Origin of the sequence: Anoxybacillus sp. CHMUD (assembly GCF_013096965.1) — a bacterium.
Taxonomy (GTDB): domain Bacteria; phylum Bacillota; class Bacilli; order Bacillales; family Anoxybacillaceae; genus Anoxybacillus; species Anoxybacillus kestanbolensis_A.
This window is the reverse complement of record NZ_SDLG01000002.1, coordinates 100709-118245: the sequence shown is the minus strand read 5'-3', so window position 1 is coordinate 118245 and position 17537 is coordinate 100709. Positions and strand designations below refer to the sequence as shown.

Genomic DNA, 17537 nt, shown 5'->3' with positions numbered 1-17537 from the left:
TTTTTCTTAACACTGTTATTTTGTTTACATGAACGGGAAACGGAACCCTTTCTTCTTCCCCTTTGGCATGGTTGTCATCATTTTCATCATTTTTTTCATTTCGTCAAACTGTTTCAGCAAGCGGTTGACGTCTTGAACCGTCGTTCCGCTCCCTTTTGCAATTCGCTTTTTGCGACTAGAGTTAATGATGTCTGGGTTCATTTTTTCTTCTTTTGTCATCGAACGAATAATCGCTTCGACGCGGCTAATTTGCTTTTCGTCAATTTGTAAGTTGTTTAAACCTTTCACTTTGTTAGCGCCCGGCAACATTTTTAAAAGTTCATCGAGCGGACCGAGTTTGCGCACTTGCCCAAGCTGTTCTAAAAAGTCGTCAAGTGTAAATGATGCGGTGCGCATTTTTTGTTCGAGCTCTTTTGCCTTTTCTTCATCGACAGCGGCTTGCGCTTTTTCAATGAGCGTCAACACGTCCCCCATACCTAAAATGCGCGACGCCATCCGCTCCGGATGAAACGGCTCAAGCGCATCGAGCTTTTCGCCCATACCGACAAACTTAATTGGCGTATTTGTGACCGCTTTAATCGATAAGGCTGCCCCGCCTCGCGTATCACCATCAAGCTTCGTCAAAATGACGCCCGTCAGTCCAAGTTGTTCGTTAAAGCTTTGCGCGACGTTGACCGCATCTTGTCCTGTCATCGCATCGACAACGAGAAAAATTTCATCGGGTTTCGTCACTTCTTTAATTTGTTTCAATTCATCCATGAGCGCTTCATCAATGTGCAGACGCCCTGCCGTATCGATTAATACGTAATCATAATGCTCTTCTTTTGCTTTTGCGATCGCTTGTTTCGCAATTTCCACCGGGCTCACTTGATCGCCGAGCGAAAACACAGGGATGTTCAACTGCTTCCCTAACGTCTCAAGCTGTTTAATCGCTGCTGGGCGATAAATGTCAGCTGCGACAAGCAACGGTTTACGATTATGTTTTTTACGTAATAAATTCGCTAATTTTCCCGTTGTCGTCGTTTTTCCTGCCCCTTGCAAACCGACCATCATGACAACCGTTGGCGGACGGCTCGCTACGGCAATTTTGCTGTTTTCTCCCCCCATCAGCTCCGTCAATTCTTCTTTTACGACTTTAATGACTTGCTGTCCTGGGGTCAAACTTTTCATTACTTCTTGTCCGACAGCTCGTTCGCTTACTTTTTTCACGAAGTCTTTGACGACTTTAAAATTGACGTCCGCTTCTAATAGCGCGAGCCGCACTTCACGCATCATTTCTTTTACATCGGCTTCCGTGACTTTGCCTTTGCCACGAATTTTATTCATGACATGTTGCAGACGGTCGGCCAATCCTTCAAATGCCATCGTTACCGCCCCCTACTCTAATTTCTCCAACTCCATAACGAGCCCCATCAGCTCCTCATCGTTCGGATAGCGTTCAGCTATATGCGTTTTTAATCGGTGCAATAGTTTATGACGTTGTTGAAACTTTTGAAAGAGCAATAGCTTTTGCTCATAGTCTTCTAGCATCGCTTCCGTCCGTTTAATGTTATCGTATACAGCTTGACGACTCACTTCGTACTCTTCGGCAATTTCACCGAGGGAGTAATCATCTAAATAGTAAAGGGACATATAGTTTCGTTGCTTCGGCGTCAACAACGATTGGTAAAAGTCGTATAAATAGTTCATTCTCGTTGTTTTTTCTAGCATGAAACTCCCCCCTGTTAAGTGAAACGCCTTTACATGAATTTAGTGTATATGTTTTAGCTGATACTGTCAAGTTATTCTCCTTGCTCCTCTTCTCGTTCCATAAACGATGAAAATAACCCATACACGAATTGTTCGGCGTTAAACGGCTCTAAATCGTCCATTTTCTCTCCTAAACCGACAAATTTCACCGGAATGTTTAACTCATGGCGGATCGCTAATACGATGCCACCTTTTGCTGTTCCATCCAGTTTCGTAAGCACAATGCCGGTGACGTTCGTCGCTTCTTTAAATGTTTTTGCTTGGCTCATCGCATTTTGCCCTGTTGTTGCATCTAGCACGAGCAATACTTCGTGCGGTGCGCCCGGCACTTCGCGTTCAATGACGCGTCTCACTTTTTCAAGCTCTTTCATTAAATTCACTTTGTTTTGTAAGCGGCCAGCTGTATCACACAACAAAATGTCAACGTTGCGCGATTTAGCCGCTTGAATCGCATCGTACATGACCGCAGCCGGATCGGACCCAGCCGATTGTTTAATGACTTCCACGCCGACTCGCTCGCCCCATACTTCAAGCTGTTCAATTGCACCTGCCCGGAACGTATCGCCAGCGGCAAGCATCACTTTTTTTCCTTCGCTTTTTAATTTGTACGCAAGTTTCCCGATCGTCGTCGTTTTTCCAACGCCGTTGACACCGACAAATAAAATGACCGTCAAGCCGTTTGGTTGAATGTTTAGTTCTGTCGTTTCATCGCCGCTTGCTTCGTAAATGTCAATCAATTTTTCGGAAATGACGCTATACATTTCTTTCGGGTCTTGAATGTTGCGACGTTTCACTTCCATTTTTAACTCATCGATAAAATCCATGACCGTTGCGACACCAACGTCTGAGGCGATTAAAATTTCTTCTAGCTCCTCAAAAAACTCTTCATCTACTTTTCGATAGCGCGCGATTAGATCGTTCACTTTTCCTGCGAAAGAGTCGCGCGTTTTTTCTAAACCACGTTTAAACTTTTCCGTTACTGTATCCGCTTGTTTTGCGATTTTTTCTTTTAATTTTTTAAAAAAGCTCACCGTTTCTCATCCTTTCTTTTCAGCTACTTCTTCTAGTCGAACAGAAACGAGCTTCGATACACCTGATTGTTGCATCGTTACTCCATATAGTACATCTGCTTCTTCCATCGTTCCTTTTCGATGGGTAATGACGATAAATTGTGTATCGTCGCTAAACTTCTTTAAATATTTCGCATATCGTTGTACGTTCGCCTCATCAAGTGCTGCTTCTACTTCATCAAGCACGCAAAACGGAACAGGTCGAACATTTAAAATGGCGAACAAAAGCGCAATCGCCGTCAATGCTCGCTCCCCGCCTGATAATAAACTTAAATGTTGTAGTTTTTTCCCCGGTGGCTGTGCGACAATGTCGACACCCGTATGGAGTAAATCGTTCGGATCAGTCAACTGTAAATCGGCCTTTCCTCCTCCAAACAATTCAACGAACACGCGTGCAAATTGCGTCCGAATTTGCTCAAACGTTGTCGCAAATCTTCGTTTCATTTCATCGTCCATTTCATCAATCACTTGATATAACGTATCTTTTGCCTGTTGTAAGTCTTCTTTTTGTTCAGTTAAAAAGCGGTGGCGTTCAGAGACACGTTCATATTCTTCAATCGCACCGAGATTGACCGTTCCAAGTTCATCAATAGCGAGCTGGATGAGCTTCACTTTTTTCCGCGCCTCTTGAGCAGGGATATGGAGCGGGAACGCTTCTTTCGCTGCTTCGAATGACAGTTTGTATTCTTCACGAAGGCGGTTTAGTAAGTGGTCAAGCTCCATATCGAAGCGAGCAAGCTTCACTTCCTCGTCTTTTAGCGTATCTGTGAGTTGTTTATGTTGTCGTTTCAATTCTTTTATTTCTTTTTCGAGTTGCTCAAGCTTTGTTTGATAATGTAACCGCTGTTCACGTCGGCTAGCAATAAGTTCAATCGTTTCCTCTTTTTGTTTCGTTTTTTCTTCGCATATTCGCTCGAGCTGTTGTTCATCTTCCGTTTGTTCGTTCGTATGGCGTACAAGTTCATTGCGTTCTTTTTCGATGTGCGTAAGTGTTCGCTTCACTTCCTCCCATTCTTCCGTTAGTCGATGCACATGTTGCTCTTCATTTCTGACGTGTTCTTGCTTTTCAGCGAGCGCGACTTTCAATGCGGTCAACTTTTCTTGCATTTGCTCCTTCGATTGCTGCTCTAACTGTTTTTTTTCTGTCCATTGTTTCACTTGTTCATCGATAGAAGCAATATGTTTCTCAAGTGTATGGAGCGAATGCATAATATCGTGAAGTCGAGCAGTCAATTGTTTCTTTTCTTCTTCGAGCGTCTGTCTTTCATAGCGATATACAGCGAGTCGTTCGTCCATATGTTTTTTACGAAGGTTTAGTTCCATCCATGCGCTTTTTTCTTCTTGCAGCTCCATACGGCTTGCTTCTAGCTCAGTATAAAGCGCTGTTCGCTCTTGCTCAGCTTGTGCAATGGCTTCTTTTTCTCGTTGTACAAGCTGTTCAAGCTCGATCGTTTTTTGCTCGACATCGCGCCAATGTGCTGTCACTTCTTCAAGCTCACGCGCACGACTAAATAATGAGCTTGTCTGTTTATTTACCGTTCCTCCCGTCATCGCCCCGCCTGGATTCACAACATCCCCTTCTAGCGTGACGAGACGATAGCGGTATTGCAATTGGCGAGCAAGCTCATTTGCCCCTTTTAAATCACGTGTAACAATGACTGTTCCAAGAATGTTTGTCATAATGTTTTCGTACGTTGCTTCATACGAAATTAATTCGGAAGCAATGCCAACGTAAGCGGGGTGTTTGGCAATGTTTTCCCGAACGGATGGAGGAAATAGTTTTCGCTGAATAACGTCGAGCGGCAAAAACGTCGCTCGTCCATACTTATTTTGCTTTAAAAATTGAATGGCTTCACGCGCGCTTTGTTCGTTTTTTACGACGATATGTTGCGCCGCTCCCCCGAGCGCCACTTCGATCGCTGTTTCAAGCTCAGATGGCACCGTCATCAACTCAACAACCGCTCCATGAATGCCGTTTAACCGATCTTTTGCTTTTAATACTTCTTTTACCCCTTGGAAAAATCCAGCATACTCTTGTTGCATCGCCTCTAACATTTCTTTTTTTGATTTTACTTTTTGTACATATTGATACGCTTCATATAACGTCGTTTCTTTTTTTCGATATTGTTCTTTTCGTGCGGTCAATTGTTCTTCTTTTGTTTGAAGCGTTTGCTCTTGTTTAGCGATGCGTTCTTGCAACTCATGGATGAGTTTTTGTTTTTGTTCCCATTGTTCAACGATCTGTTCGTATGCTTGAATATGTTCGTTGTTTGCAGTGACGAGCTGCTGTTGTTTTTCTTCATTTTTTTGCAACTGGGACTCAATGTGCATGCGCTCATTTTTTAACGTCGCTTGTTCGTGAACGAGATCAATGTATTCGCTTTTTAGCCGTTCAATTTCTTCCTCCGCTTTTGGACCGTAAGCAGAAAGGACGTTGTTTTGTTCTTTTAATTGCGCTTGAAGCGCTTGCACATCTGTTTGAAGCTGTTGCAGCACTTTCTTTTTTTCAGCAATTGTCGCTTCAAGTGCACGTTCTCGCTCAGCAAGTTGCCCCATCGTTTGCTCCATTTGCTGTTGTTGCTTGTAGGCGTTGCTTTTTCGCTCTTTTAATAACTGTTTTTTCCCTTCCATTTTCTCAAGCTCTTCGCTAACAAGCAACAATACTTGCTGTAAGCCATCTATCGACTCATCAAGCGCTGTCAGTTCATGACGCAACTGAGCGATGTGCGCTTCTTCTTTTTGTAACGTCGTCGCTAATTCCATTTCGTTTTGTTGATGTAAAGCGAGTTGTTTTTTCAACGCTTCCCATTTTTCATGTAGCTGCTCGATTTCATAAACAATTAAGCCGACTTCATATGTTTGTAACTGCTCTTTTTTCTCAAGATATTCGTTGGCGATTGACGCTTGTTGTTTCAACGGCTCGAGCTGCTGGTTTAGTTCGTGTAAAATATCTTGCACACGCTGCAAATGATCTTCTGTTTCGTTTAGTTTTTGCTCTGCCTTTTTTTTCCTTGTTTTATATTTTAAGACGCCCGCTGCATCTTCAAAAATCATGCGGCGATCTTCCGCTTTACTGCTTAAAATTTCTTCTACTTTTCCTTGACTAATGATGGAGAAAGCTTCACGACCAACGCCAGAATCCATAAATAAATCGACAATATCTTTTAAACGGCAAGGCTGGTTATTAATAAAAAATTCGCTATCGCCGGAACGATAGACACGTCTTGTTATACTTACTTCTTCGTATTCGAGCGGCAAAAATTGATCGCTATTATCGAGCGTTAATGTCACTTCCGCCACGTTTAACGGCTTGCGTGATTCGCTTCCCGAAAAAATGACGTCTTCCATTTTTGCGCCGCGAAGCGACTTGGCGGACTGTTCACCAAGCACCCAACGAATCGCGTCTGTAATGTTGCTTTTTCCACTTCCGTTCGGACCGACGATCGCCGTCATCCCCGGAACAAAATCGATGGAAATACGATCCGCAAAAGATTTAAATCCGATAGCTTCTAAACGCTTGAGGAACACATATATCCCCCTTTATCCAAAAAAATGTCACAACAAGCAAGGCTGTCCTTTCGCACCGGATCAGCCTTGTTGTAATTGTTTTAGCTTAGCTAATGCCATTTGCGCGGCGCGCTGCTCTGCCTCTTTTTTCGAGCGCCCAACTCCAACACCGAGCTCCTCGCCATTTAACGATACGCGCGATACGAACTCTTTATTATGAGCAGGACCTCGTTCTTGTAAAATTTTATATTCTAATACTCCACTTCCATCACGTTGTACAAATTCTTGTAGTTGACTTTTGTAATCCATCACATGAGAAAAAGCACCTTCGCGGATTTTTGGGAAAATCGTTTTCCCTAAAAATTGCACGACCGTCTCCATACCTTGATCTAAATAAAGCGCTCCGATAAAAGCTTCAAATACGTCGGCTAACAACGACGGACGCATGCGACCACCCGTTAGTTCTTCCCCTTTACCGAGCAACACGAGATCGCCAAACGACAATGCATGGGCAAACGTAACAAGCGACGGTTCACAGACGATCGCTGCCCGCATTTTTGTTAATTCCCCTTCGCTCATTTGTGGAAACTGTTCAAATAAATATTGTGAAACGGTCAATTCTAAGACAGCATCCCCTAAAAATTCAAGACGCTCATTGTCTTCATGCAGCCGCTTGCGATGCTCATTCACATATGATGAATGGGTAAATGCTTGAATGAGTAGTTTTTCATTACGAAAAAAAATACCTATTTGTTCTTGAAATTGTTTAAATTTCACGTACGGTCGTTGTTTTGACATGCATATGAACCCCCAACTATAAACGTAAAAAGCATAGAAAGCCCCGCTTACAAAACGGGACTTTGCTTATTATGATAGACGGCTCTTTATGTAGTTAACTGCGTCACCTACAGTCACGATTTTTTCCGCCTCTTCATCTGAAATTTCCATATCAAACTCATCTTCTAATTCCATAACAAGCTCAACAACATCAAGCGAGTCTGCTCCTAAATCTTCTTTGAATGAAGACTCGAGCGTCACTTGTGACTCTTCAACACCAAGGCGATCAACGATAATTTTCGTTACACGCTCTAATACGTCTGCCATTTTATTCACCTCCCCTCAAGCTATTATAATGAATTATATCAGAAAATAAAACGAATTTTTACATCACCATACCGCCGTCGACGTGAATTGTTTGTCCTGTTATATAGCTTGCCCCGTCTGAGACGAGAAACGCGACGACATGTGCAATATCTTCTGGGTTACCGAAACGAGCGAGGGGGATTGGCTGCAACATCGCTTGGCGCACATCTTCGCTTAGTTGATCGGTCATATCTGTCGTAATAAATCCAGGCGCAACGGCATTGACGGTAATGTTTCGACTCGCGAGTTCTTTTGCTGCTGTTTTCGTCAGTCCGATCACACCTGCTTTCGCTGCGACATAGTTTGCTTGCCCTGGGTTGCCGCTTACACCGACAATGGACGCTACGTTCACAATTCGACCGTATCGCTGTTTCATCATTGGGCGTGTGACGGCTTTTGTACATAAAAAGACGCCTTTTAAGTTCGTATTAATGACCGCATCCCATTCTTCTTCTTTCATGCGCATAAGCAAGTTGTCGCGCGTAATGCCTGCGTTGTTCACTAAAATATCAACGCGACCCCAGCGCTCAAGCACTTCTTTCACCATGCGTTCGACTGCCTCGTTATTTGCGACGTCCGCTTGTACAGCAAACGCTTCGCCACCATGCTCAACAATTTGAGCGACAACTTCATTTGCTTTCGCTTCACTTCCTGCATAATTGACCGCTACTTTTGCACCAAGACGAGCTAAATGTAAAGCAATTTCACGCCCAATACCACGTGACGCCCCGGTCACAATCGCTACTTTCCCTTCCATGCTTCATTCCCCTTTCAACGCCGTCACCGTCGCTATAAACGAAGCTTCATCAAAAATCGAATGGACGTTGACATGACGGTTTATTTTTTTTACTAGACCGCTTAATACTTTTCCAGGACCGATTTCGATAAACGTATCTACACCCAAGTCAATCATCGTTTGAACAGATTGCTCCCAACGAACTGGAGAGTATAACTGTTCAACGAGACGTTGTTTGATTTCTGTTGGATTTGTCATCGGCTCAGCTGTCACATTTGAAATGACTGGCACAGCGCTTTCTTGAAACGCCAACGTATCAAGTACCGATAAAAACTGTTCTGCCGCCGGTTTCATTAAAAGGGAGTGGAACGGCCCGCTTACTTCGAGCGGAATGACTCGCTTCGCTCCTTTTTCTTTTGCCAGTTGTGACGCTCGCTCAACCGCTTCTTTCGCTCCTGAAATGACAATTTGTCCCGGACAGTTTAAGTTCGCTAATTGAACCGGAGATGATTCCGTTGAAGCTTCATCGACTACTTGTTGCAATAAAGCTTCATCCATCCCAAGCACCGCAGCCATCGTTCCTTGTCCTGATGGCACTGCTTTTTCCATAAATTCTCCGCGCTTACGCACCGCATATACAGCGTCAGAAAACGACAGCACCGATGCTGCAACAAGTGCACTATATTCCCCGAGGCTATGTCCTGCCACATAATGCGGAGCAATACCTGCTTCTTTTACTTTTTGCAAAAACGCGATGCTTGTCGTGAGTAATGCTGGTTGGGCATTTTCTGTTTTTGTTAATACATCTTGTGGTCCTTCAAAAATAAGTTGTGACAAAGAAACTTGCAATCGTTCATCCGCTTGGCGAAAAACAGCTGCTACTTTTTCATCTTTTTCCGCCCACTCTTTTCCCATACCAACCGTTTGTGAACCTTGTCCTGGAAAAATAAATGCGATTTTCCCCATCATGTCACCTCTTATTTATTTTATTTCCGCTATCGATTGTTTCACCGTCTGTATAACGTCGTTTACGACCATTTCACGCGCTTGGCGCACCGCATGAAAAATGGCGTGCGCATCCGATGAACCGTGCGCTTTAATGACAGGTGCTCGTAAACCGAACAGTGCTGCACCGCCATATTCTGCATAATCCATTTTTTTCTTCAACTGCATAAGTTGTGGCTTTAAAGCAAGCGCCGCCATTTTGCTTACAACATTGCTTGTCAATGCCGATTTTAACATCGAGAAAACAGCGATTGCCGTGCCTTCGATCGTTTTTAGTGCGACGTTGCCGGTGAATCCGTCCGTAACAACGACATCAGCTACGCCTTCTAATAAATCGCGCGCCTCTACGTTGCCTACAAAGTTTAACGATGTATGTTGGATAAGCTGAAACGCTTTTTTCGCTAGTTCATTTCCTTTTTGATCTTCTGTTCCAACGTTTAATAAACCAATGCGTGGACGATGAATACCGCGCACTTTTTCGGCATATGCCGCGCCCATAAGCGCATATTGCAATATATGTTCTGGGCGAGCATCAACGTTTGCGCCAACGTCCAACAACACAAATCCTTTTCCATCAATCGTTGGCAACGTCGGAGCAAGCGCAGGACGATCAATGCCGTCGATGCGACCGACGATAAACAGCCCTGCTGCCATTAAAGCGCCTGTATTGCCTGCGGAAATGCATGCATGGGCACGTCCTTCGCTTACTTCGTTTGCCATTAATACCATGGACGCCTCTTTTTTGCGGCGAACAGCACGGACAGGCTCATCTGTTGCTTCAATAACTTGTTCGGTATGAATAATGGAGAGTCGTTCATCATTTGTTATGTATGGGCGAATGAGCGTTTCATTCCCAACGAGCGTAATTTCGATATCTTGAAAATGCTCAATCGCCTTTTGTGCACCGATCACGACTTCTTTTGGTGCGTGATCGCCTCCCATGGCATCTATTGCGATTTTCATTTTTCTTCTCCATCCTTTTTTACAACGTTTGAACGGTACATATGAAATTCTCCTTGAAAGACAAGTTCTTGTCCTACGTAGCTATTGACTTCGACGACTGTGCGTCCATTTTCATTTAAATTTTTCACTTTCGCTTTGGCAACGACACGCTCGCCTTCTTTGACAGGACGCATAAAGCGAATGTTTGCCTTTGCCGTTAATGCGAGTTCATCGTTAATGACTGCTACCGCAAGCGAATTTGCTTGCGCAAACAAATGATGTCCTCGTGCAATTTGATTGCGTTTAAACACGTGTTCTTTTTTTACATCAAAAATGGAAATTGCACTTTCATCTAACTGTATATCGATGATTTCTCCAATTACTTCTTCAATGGGCAACGACTTCACTTCGTCAGCAAATGTGCGCTCAGCAACATGTTTAATGCGCTCACGCAACTCCGGAATCGATAGTTCTAAGCGATCGAGGCGGATCGTTTGAATGCTGACTGAAAATTTTTCGGCAAGTTGTTCGTCCGTAATAAAAGGATTTTCTTCGATTGTTGCTTGCAGTAATCGTTGCCGTTCGCGTTTATTTCTTCTCATTTTCGATCCACCATCCGAATTATTACTAGGTACTAATAGTAGTATATAACACCGAGAGTAACATTTCAACAACTTTTAATCTAATTTTTCGCCGTTTAAAGCGCCCGATTGTTGTAAATGTTCGCGAAGAAAAGCGTATTTTTCTTCGCGCCAAAACGAAGGCGAGGCAATGAGGCGTTCCGCATCTTGTCGCGCCACTTCTAAAATGCGATAATCGTGAACAAGATCACCGAGACGAAACTCTGGCATGCCGCTTTGTTTCGTCCCAAAAAAATCACCGGGTCCGCGCAGCTCTAAATCTTTTTCTGATAGCACAAAACCGTCGTTCGTTTCCGTCATAATGCGCATTCGCTCTTTTCCTGCTTCTGATTTTGGATCAGCGACTAAAATACAGTACGATTGGGCTTGTCCGCGCCCAACACGCCCACGTAGCTGATGAAGTTGCGAAAGACCAAAGCGGTCGGCATCGTAAATGACCATCACGGTTGCGTTCGGAACGTTTACACCAACTTCTACAACCGTTGTTGATACTAAAATATGAATGTCATTGGCGCTAAATGCACGCATCACTTCTTCTTTTTCTTCTGAAGATAAACGGCCGTGCATAAGCCCGATGCGATACCGCCCTTTATAGTAGTGCGTCAACATCGCATGCACGTCGATTGCGTTTTGGACATCCAGTTTTTCCGATTCCTCAATAAGCGGACAAATGACGTATGCTTGATGACCTGCATCCACTTGTTTTGCCATAAATTGAAATACACGCTCAAGCATATCGTGTTTCACCCAATACGTTTCAATTTTTTTCCTTCCTTTTGGCATTTCATCAATGATGGACACGTCCATTTCTCCAAATGCCGTAATGGCAAGCGTACGCGGAATCGGAGTAGCCGTCATAAATAGCACATCAGGCGATTGTCCTTTTTCACGTAAAATACGCCTTTGTTCGACACCAAAGCGATGTTGCTCATCTGTGATGACAACGCCAAGTTTCGCAAAATTCACATCGTCTTGAATAAGGGCATGCGTGCCGACAACAACATGAACGTCACCTAAAGCGAGCTGTTCAAGTAGCTGTTTGCGCCTTTTTCCTTTTACCGAACTTGTCAACAGTTCGACACGAATACCCATCGGCGCAAGAAGCGTACAAAGTGATTCAGCATGTTGCTCGGCTAAAATTTCCGTCGGTACCATTAACGCTCCTTGATACCCTGATAAATACACCGCATATAATGCAATGGCAGCAACGACTGTTTTTCCGGAACCGACATCTCCTTGTAGTAGGCGATTCATGCGATATGGCGATTTTAAATCTTGCACAATTTCACGTACAACGCGCTGTTGAGCATTCGTTAGCGGAAACGGAAGCGATTGAATAAACGATTGAAGTTGCCCGTCTGAAAAGCGATGCGCAATACCTGGTGACTGTTCACGACGATATTTTTTTAACGCTTGCATTTTTAATTGAAAAAGTAAAAACTCTTCGTAAACGAGACGGCGTCGTGCTTGCTTTAGTTGCTCGTGCGAAAGCGGCATATGAATCACCCGAATCGCATCACGTTTTGATATAAGACGATATGTTTGCAATAGCTCGCTCGGCAACGGGTCGACAATCGCATCACCGTATTGTTGTAAAGCGAGTGCAATAAAGCGCCGCATGCCTTTTACTGTTAAGTCGCCACGCGTTGAATAGACCGGTTCGATTTCTTTTTGTCGCTTCATTTCGCCGATATGCAGCTGCTGTACGGTGATCGTTTGACGATGTTTGTCCCACTTGCCTGTGATCGTCACCGTTTCGTGCAGGGTGAGCTTTTTTTTCAAATACGGTTGGTTAAAACAAACAGCCGTCACTAAAAATCGGTCAACAAGGACGCGAAACGTTAAGCGCGACTTTTTGCGGCTATAATACGTAAGCACAGGCTCGCTATACACTTTGCCAATGATCGTAATTTTTTCATCGTGCTTTGCTTCTTCTAATGCACATATGCGATAATCTTCGTAACGAAAAGGGAAATGACACAACAGTTGTTCAATTGTATCAATCCCCATTTCATGAAGCGCGGCGGCTGTTTCTTCTCCAATTCCTTTAATCGCTGTGACTGATTGATGTAATACGTCACTCACGTTCGTTGTTTGGCTTACCGAAAATATCCGCTTCGAATTTGCGAGCGGTCGGCGTCGCCGCTAACCCTCCTTGTGCTGTTTCTTTTAATGCCACTGGCATCGTCTGGCCGATGCGGAACATCGCTTCAATGACTTCATCGCACGGAATACGACTTTGTATGCCAGCAAGCGCCATGTCAGCAGCAATCATTGCATTTGCTGCTCCAATTGCATTTCGCTTGACACACGGTACTTCCACTAACCCTGCAACGGGGTCACAAACGAGTCCAAGCATATTTTTTAAAGCGATCGCCATCGCCTCTGCCGCTTGTCTTGGCGTGCCGCCAGCCATCTCGACAAGCGCTGCCGCTGCCATGCCTGCCGCTGAGCCGACTTCCGCTTGGCATCCTCCTGCCGCACCGGAAATGGATGCATTGTTTGCGACAACAAATCCGAACGCACCAGCTGTAAATAAAAACTCAACCATTTGTTCACGCGTCGGCTGCAGTTTTTCTTTCACCGCAAATAATGTGCCCGGAACGACACCAGCTGATCCTGCTGTTGGTGTTGCACAAATCATTCCCATCGCTGCGTTTACTTCGTTCGTTGCCATCGCTTTACTGACGGCATCTAAAATCGTTTCTCCCGATAAAAACTGACCACGAGCAATATATTGCTGTAAGCGTGTCGCATCGCCGCCTGTCAATCCGGAATGCGAACGAACACCCGCTAGTCCGCGAATGACGGCTTGCTCCATCACTTGTAAGTTTTTCTCCATTTGCGCAATAATGTCCTCTCGGCTGCGCTCAGTTACTTCCATTTCTTGACGAATCATTACTTCTGCAATTTTCATTTGTTCTCGTTCTGCTCGTTCGACGAGTTCTGCTACATTTCGAAACATCGTTGTCTCCCCTTTGCACCGCTTTACTCAACAATTTTTGTTGCATCAATAATATGTGGTAACGCTTTTAATTGCTCAACGATCGCATCATCAATATTTTGATCGACTTCGATCGTCATTAACGCCTGTTTTCCTTTTTCTTTTCGCGATACTTCCATATGACCGATATTAATCGCATATTTCGCTAGCACGTTCGCTACTCCTGCGATGGCACCGTAACGGTCATTATGCATAATTAAAAGGGCAGGATGATGACCAGAAAGCTTCAGCTCGAAACCGTTTAGCTCAATAATTTCGATTTTCCCACCGCCAATGGAAATGCCGACAAGCTCAAGCTCACCTTGTTCATCGCCGAGGCGAATTTTTGCTGTATTTGGGTGAGGAGGAATGGCTTCCTCTTCATGAAACGTGATGCGAATCCCTTCTTGTTTGGCGATTTGCAACGATGTTTTCATTCGTTCATCAAACGTATCGAAATTTAATAAACCGCCGACGATGGCGACATCTGTTCCGTGTCCTTTATACGTTTGGGCAAATGAACCGTAAAAGAAAATATCCGCCCACGTTGGTTTTCTGCCGAATAAGTTGCGTGCCACTTTGCCGATGCGTACTGCTCCTGCCGTATGCGAGCTCGACGGACCAATCATAATCGGACCGATAATATCAAATACACTCCGATATTTCATCCTATTTCGCGCAGGAGACTCCCACTTCAACGACCAAAGGGAGTAAGTGGGAGAGGAATGCGCGTTCCCCCTTTCTTTTGTGTATGATATAATAAAGGCGTGGAGAAAACCGTTCAATAAAGGCACTCCAATAACTGCTACTCGATGTATGGAGTTGGTTACAGGAAACGTTGTAACCGTAAAACATCGAGCGTGGGTCCGTCTGTTGTGTGTGGAAGCCAAGTACTGCCAACAGACACACCGAGAGAATCGGTAACGATGCAGGCATGACCTGCGTCGTTGGGTAGTCGTCAACCTGCCCCTGATGCAACCCCAAGTCAAGGAAGGAGGAAGAAGTCCGTTTGCACTTCTGGGGAGTTGCAAGCCCTCACTTCAAGCGTTAGCTAAGTGGGGGTAGTTGACATTTGTTCTCCCCTTTGTTATCTTCACGAAAAAGAAGGGGAACGTTCCCCTTCTTTTATCGTATGTGAATAGCAACCATGCGTTTTATTCAATCGCAAAAATAAACGGATATAACGGCTGACCGCCATGATGTGTTTCAACTTCCACATGCGGGAATTGTTGTTCAATAAATTGAACGATGTGCGCAGTTTGTTCTTCGGTCGCATCTTCACCAGAAAGAATTGTTACAATTTCATCTTCTTCGCCAATCATATGCGTAAGTAGCGTCTCAACGACAGAATAAAGTTCTTTATGAGATACGACAATTTTGCCGTCGGCAATTCCCATATAATCGTCTTTTTCAATTTCAACGCCGTCAATGTTTGTATCGCGTACAGCAAACGTTACTTGTCCTGTTTTTACGCGGGCAAGTGCCTCTGTCATTACTTCCTCGTTTTCTTCTTTTGTCGCAGAAGGATTAAATGAAAGCAATGCTGTCATTCCTTGTGGAACGGTTTTTGATGGAATGACGACTACATCACATGAAGCGACAGACGCAGCTTGTTGAGCTGCTAAAATGATGTTTTTATTGTTTGGCAAAACAAATACCGTTTGGGCATTTACTTCTTCAATTGCTTTTACGATGTCTTCTGTGCTCGGATTCATCGTTTGTCCGCCTTCGATGACCGCATGAGCACCAATGCTTTTAAATAATTCAGCAATGCCATCGCCCATGGCTACCGCAACGATGCCGTACGGGATGCGTTCTTGCTTTTTCGATGATTGCATCTCTTGATGGACGATATTTGCATGCTGTTCACGCATATTTTCGATTTTAATATTAATTAAGCTTCCGTAACGTTGCGCGTATGTGAGCACTTCGCCCGGTTGTTCTGCATGAATATGCACTTTCACTACTTCATCATCTGCAATGACAAGTAGCGAATCGCCGAAGCGGCTCAAATCTTGACGGAACGTCTCTTCACGAAATGGATGTTTCGCTACTTTATCTTGTTCAAACTTCACCATAAATTCCGTACAATACCCAAATTCAATATCATCTGCGCTAAGATGGCTTTGCACATTGCGGTGATGTTCGGTACGAACGAGCTGTTCCATCGACAACGCTTCTGTTTCTGCAATCGTTTCGCCTTTTAATGCGGCTAAAAACCCTTCGTACACAAATACGAGACCTTGGCCGCCGCTGTCGACGACACCTACTTCTTTTAATACAGGAAGCAAATCAGGGGTGCGCTTCAGCGATGCTTTTGCCTCTTTTAATACTTCCGTCATTACAACGACGATGTCAGCTTCTTTTTTCGCCACAGCTACTGCGCGCTTTGCTGCATCTTTTGCAACCGTTAAAATCGTGCCTTCAACCGGTTTCATGACCGCTTTGTATGCTGTTTGTACACCTGCTTCAAGCGCTGCCGCAAACTCTTTGCTGTTAATTTCACTTTTTTGTTCAATCGCCTTCGCAAATCCACGAAATAGTTGTGATAAAATAACGCCCGAGTTGCCGCGCGCTCCCATTAGCAATCCTTTCGCTAATGCGCCCGCCACTTTTCCGATATGATCAGATACGTGGTTTTTTACTTCTTTCGCACCGGACGTCATCGACAAATTCATATTCGTTCCTGTATCCCCATCCGGAACGGGAAAAACGTTTAATGCGTCTACCGTTTTTGCGTTGTTCGCTAAATGTGTCGCGCCTTGCAATACCATTTGTGCAAAGCGTTTCCCATCTAATGTTGTCATTGCCACAGACTAGTTCCTCCTCACTACGGATTCGTGACACGAACCCCTTGAACATAGATGTTAATTGACTGAACAGATAAACCTAACGTTTGATCTAACGTATATTTCACTTTCGTTTGGACGTTATGTGCCACTTCAGAAATTTTTGTTCCATAGCTGACGATGACGTATAAATCAATGTGCACTTCATCGTTCTCTTGGCGTACAACAATGCCTTTCGCGAAATTTTCACGACGTAAAATTTCAGCAATGCCGTCTTTCAGTTGATTTTTTGAGGCCATACCGACAATACCGTAACAATCTACTGCCGCTCCCCCGGCAATCGCTGCAATCACATCGTTACTAATTTCAACACGACCGTATTTCGTTTGCAATTCAATGGACATCGCTCAAGTCCCCTTTCTTGTTAGGTAGCTAACGCCATTGTACTATACTCCGCTTATTTTTAAAAGCTCCTACCCATAGTATATTTACCCGAAACAGAAAACAGATGTCAAGGTTATTTTCTTGAAACAGTTGATCGGAAGTATTGCAATCCGTTTTTATGTATGATAAATTATAGTAGTGTTTTGAGCACGTAGTTTGGCAAGTGAGGAGGGAAACAAAATGGCAAAATGCTTTGTGACTGGTAAGAAAAAATCATTCGGAAACGCTCGTTCTCACGCAATGAATGCGAGCCGCCGCACATGGAAAGCAAACCTTCAAAAAGTTCGCATTTTAGTTGACGGAAAGCCAAAGCGCGTTTGGGTTTCTGCTCGCGCATTAAAATCCGGAAAAGTAGAACGTGTGTAATAGAAAAAAGCACCAATCATTTGGTGCTTTTTATCCTTTTTTGAACGAGTTTAACATCGCTCGTACAATTCCACCTAAAAATTTTGGCAACTTAATCGTATAAAATTTCACCATGATTCCCTCCCCTACTGTGCACACTCTTCTACCATTATATTCATCTCC

At 44.1% G+C, this 17537-nt stretch carries 17 protein-coding genes; 1 reads left to right on the top strand and 16 read right to left on the bottom strand.

All coding sequences use genetic code 11. The annotated features are described in order from the left end of the window. Positions 1-24 precede the first annotated feature (24 nt). The 15 genes from ffh to ETB99_RS01795 all read right to left on the bottom strand — a co-directional run bounded on the left by ffh (position 25) and on the right by ETB99_RS01795 (position 16969). Entirely contained in the window at positions 25-1365 is a 1341-nt protein-coding gene (ffh, locus tag ETB99_RS01865; RefSeq protein ID WP_077429210.1) for a signal recognition particle protein, read from the bottom strand. A 12-nt stretch (positions 1366-1377) separates the two neighbouring features. Next, complete coding sequence (locus tag ETB99_RS01860; RefSeq protein ID WP_077429211.1) at positions 1378-1710, bottom strand: putative DNA-binding protein; 333 nt, start codon at positions 1708-1710, stop codon at positions 1378-1380. 71 nt (positions 1711-1781) lie between these two features. After that, entirely contained in the window at positions 1782-2780 is a 999-nt protein-coding gene (gene ftsY, locus ETB99_RS01855) for a signal recognition particle-docking protein FtsY (protein WP_171699778.1), read from the bottom strand. Positions 2781-2786: 6 nt separating this feature from the next. Then, positions 2787-6347 (bottom strand): chromosome segregation protein SMC, encoded by a 3561-nt coding sequence (gene smc, locus ETB99_RS01850; protein WP_171699777.1) that lies wholly within the window; start codon positions 6345-6347, stop codon positions 2787-2789. A gap of 60 nt (positions 6348-6407) precedes the next feature. After that, on the bottom strand, positions 6408-7124 hold the full coding sequence (rnc, locus tag ETB99_RS01845) for a ribonuclease III (RefSeq protein WP_006323103.1): 717 nt from the start codon (positions 7122-7124) through the stop codon (positions 6408-6410). A gap of 69 nt (positions 7125-7193) precedes the next feature. Then, positions 7194-7430: an acyl carrier protein gene (gene acpP / locus ETB99_RS01840; protein ID WP_003394967.1), complete on the bottom strand. Its 237-nt coding sequence runs from the start codon at positions 7428-7430 to the stop codon at positions 7194-7196. A 58-nt stretch (positions 7431-7488) separates the two neighbouring features. After that, a complete protein-coding gene (fabG, locus tag ETB99_RS01835; protein WP_171699776.1) occupies positions 7489-8226 on the bottom strand; it encodes a 3-oxoacyl-[acyl-carrier-protein] reductase in 738 nt (245 codons plus the stop codon). Between the two features lie 3 nt (positions 8227-8229). Then, positions 8230-9171 (bottom strand): ACP S-malonyltransferase, encoded by a 942-nt coding sequence (gene fabD / locus ETB99_RS01830; RefSeq protein ID WP_171699775.1) that lies wholly within the window; start codon positions 9169-9171, stop codon positions 8230-8232. Between the two features lie 15 nt (positions 9172-9186). Then, positions 9187-10173, bottom strand: coding sequence for a phosphate acyltransferase PlsX (gene plsX, locus ETB99_RS01825; protein WP_077429456.1), 987 nt, complete (start codon positions 10171-10173; stop codon positions 9187-9189). Beyond that, the gene (gene fapR, locus ETB99_RS01820) at positions 10170-10754 is read right to left on the bottom strand and encodes a transcription factor FapR (RefSeq protein ID WP_006323114.1); all 585 of its coding nucleotides are present in this window, start codon (positions 10752-10754) and stop codon (positions 10170-10172) included. Before fapR ends, plsX begins: the two co-directional genes overlap by 4 nt. A gap of 75 nt (positions 10755-10829) precedes the next feature. After that, the gene (gene recG / locus ETB99_RS01815) at positions 10830-12878 is read right to left on the bottom strand and encodes an ATP-dependent DNA helicase RecG (protein ID WP_171699774.1); all 2049 of its coding nucleotides are present in this window, start codon (positions 12876-12878) and stop codon (positions 10830-10832) included. Next, positions 12871-13758, bottom strand: a complete 888-nt coding sequence (gene sdaAA / locus ETB99_RS01810; protein WP_006323117.1) for an L-serine ammonia-lyase, iron-sulfur-dependent, subunit alpha — start codon at positions 13756-13758, stop codon at positions 12871-12873. The genes recG and sdaAA overlap by 8 nt, the downstream gene beginning before the upstream one ends. A 23-nt stretch (positions 13759-13781) precedes the next feature. Beyond that, a complete protein-coding gene (sdaAB, locus tag ETB99_RS01805; RefSeq protein ID WP_171699809.1) occupies positions 13782-14444 on the bottom strand; it encodes an L-serine ammonia-lyase, iron-sulfur-dependent subunit beta in 663 nt (220 codons plus the stop codon). A gap of 486 nt (positions 14445-14930) precedes the next feature. Then, the gene (locus ETB99_RS01800; RefSeq protein WP_171699773.1) at positions 14931-16589 is read right to left on the bottom strand and encodes a DAK2 domain-containing protein; all 1659 of its coding nucleotides are present in this window, start codon (positions 16587-16589) and stop codon (positions 14931-14933) included. Positions 16590-16606: 17 nt separating this feature from the next. Then, on the bottom strand, positions 16607-16969 hold the full coding sequence (locus ETB99_RS01795; RefSeq protein WP_006323120.1) for an Asp23/Gls24 family envelope stress response protein: 363 nt from the start codon (positions 16967-16969) through the stop codon (positions 16607-16609). 220 nt (positions 16970-17189) lie between these two features. Here ETB99_RS01795 and rpmB point away from each other — a divergent pair, with 220 nt between their 5' ends. Then, positions 17190-17375, top strand: coding sequence for a 50S ribosomal protein L28 (gene rpmB / locus ETB99_RS01790; protein ID WP_003394988.1), 186 nt, complete (start codon positions 17190-17192; stop codon positions 17373-17375). Positions 17376-17405: 30 nt separating this feature from the next. Here the strand turns inward: rpmB and spoVM are convergent, their stop codons facing one another. Continuing rightward, positions 17406-17486 carry a stage V sporulation protein SpoVM gene (gene spoVM / locus ETB99_RS01785; RefSeq protein ID WP_003394991.1) on the bottom strand — a complete coding sequence of 27 codons (81 nt, stop codon included), beginning with the start codon at positions 17484-17486 and terminating at the stop codon, positions 17406-17408. Positions 17487-17537: the final 51 nt, after the last annotated feature.

Excerpts from the sequence above, each read along its gene's own strand:
- fabD (WP_171699775.1), bottom strand. The coding sequence starts at position 9,171 with ATGGGGAAAATCGCATTTATTTTTCCAGGACAAGGTTCACAAACGGTT.
- sdaAB (WP_171699809.1), bottom strand. The coding sequence starts at position 14,444 with ATGAAATATCGGAGTGTATTTGATATTATCGGTCCGATTATGATTGGT.
- rpmB (WP_003394988.1), top strand. The coding sequence starts at position 17,190 with ATGGCAAAATGCTTTGTGACTGGTAAGAAAAAATCATTCGGAAACGCT.
- ETB99_RS01860 (WP_077429211.1), bottom strand. The coding sequence starts at position 1,710 with ATGCTAGAAAAAACAACGAGAATGAACTATTTATACGACTTTTACCAA.
- acpP (WP_003394967.1), bottom strand. The coding sequence starts at position 7,430 with ATGGCAGACGTATTAGAGCGTGTAACGAAAATTATCGTTGATCGCCTT.
- ETB99_RS01795 (WP_006323120.1), bottom strand. The coding sequence starts at position 16,969 with ATGTCCATTGAATTGCAAACGAAATACGGTCGTGTTGAAATTAGTAAC.
- fabG (WP_171699776.1), bottom strand. The coding sequence starts at position 8,226 with ATGGAAGGGAAAGTAGCGATTGTGACCGGGGCGTCACGTGGTATTGGG.
- ffh (WP_077429210.1), bottom strand. The coding sequence starts at position 1,365 with ATGGCATTTGAAGGATTGGCCGACCGTCTGCAACATGTCATGAATAAA.
- fapR (WP_006323114.1), bottom strand. The coding sequence starts at position 10,754 with ATGAGAAGAAATAAACGCGAACGGCAACGATTACTGCAAGCAACAATC.
- rnc (WP_006323103.1), bottom strand. The coding sequence starts at position 7,124 with ATGTCAAAACAACGACCGTACGTGAAATTTAAACAATTTCAAGAACAA.
- plsX (WP_077429456.1), bottom strand. The coding sequence starts at position 10,173 with ATGAAAATCGCAATAGATGCCATGGGAGGCGATCACGCACCAAAAGAA.
- sdaAA (WP_006323117.1), bottom strand. The coding sequence starts at position 13,758 with ATGTTTCGAAATGTAGCAGAACTCGTCGAACGAGCAGAACGAGAACAA.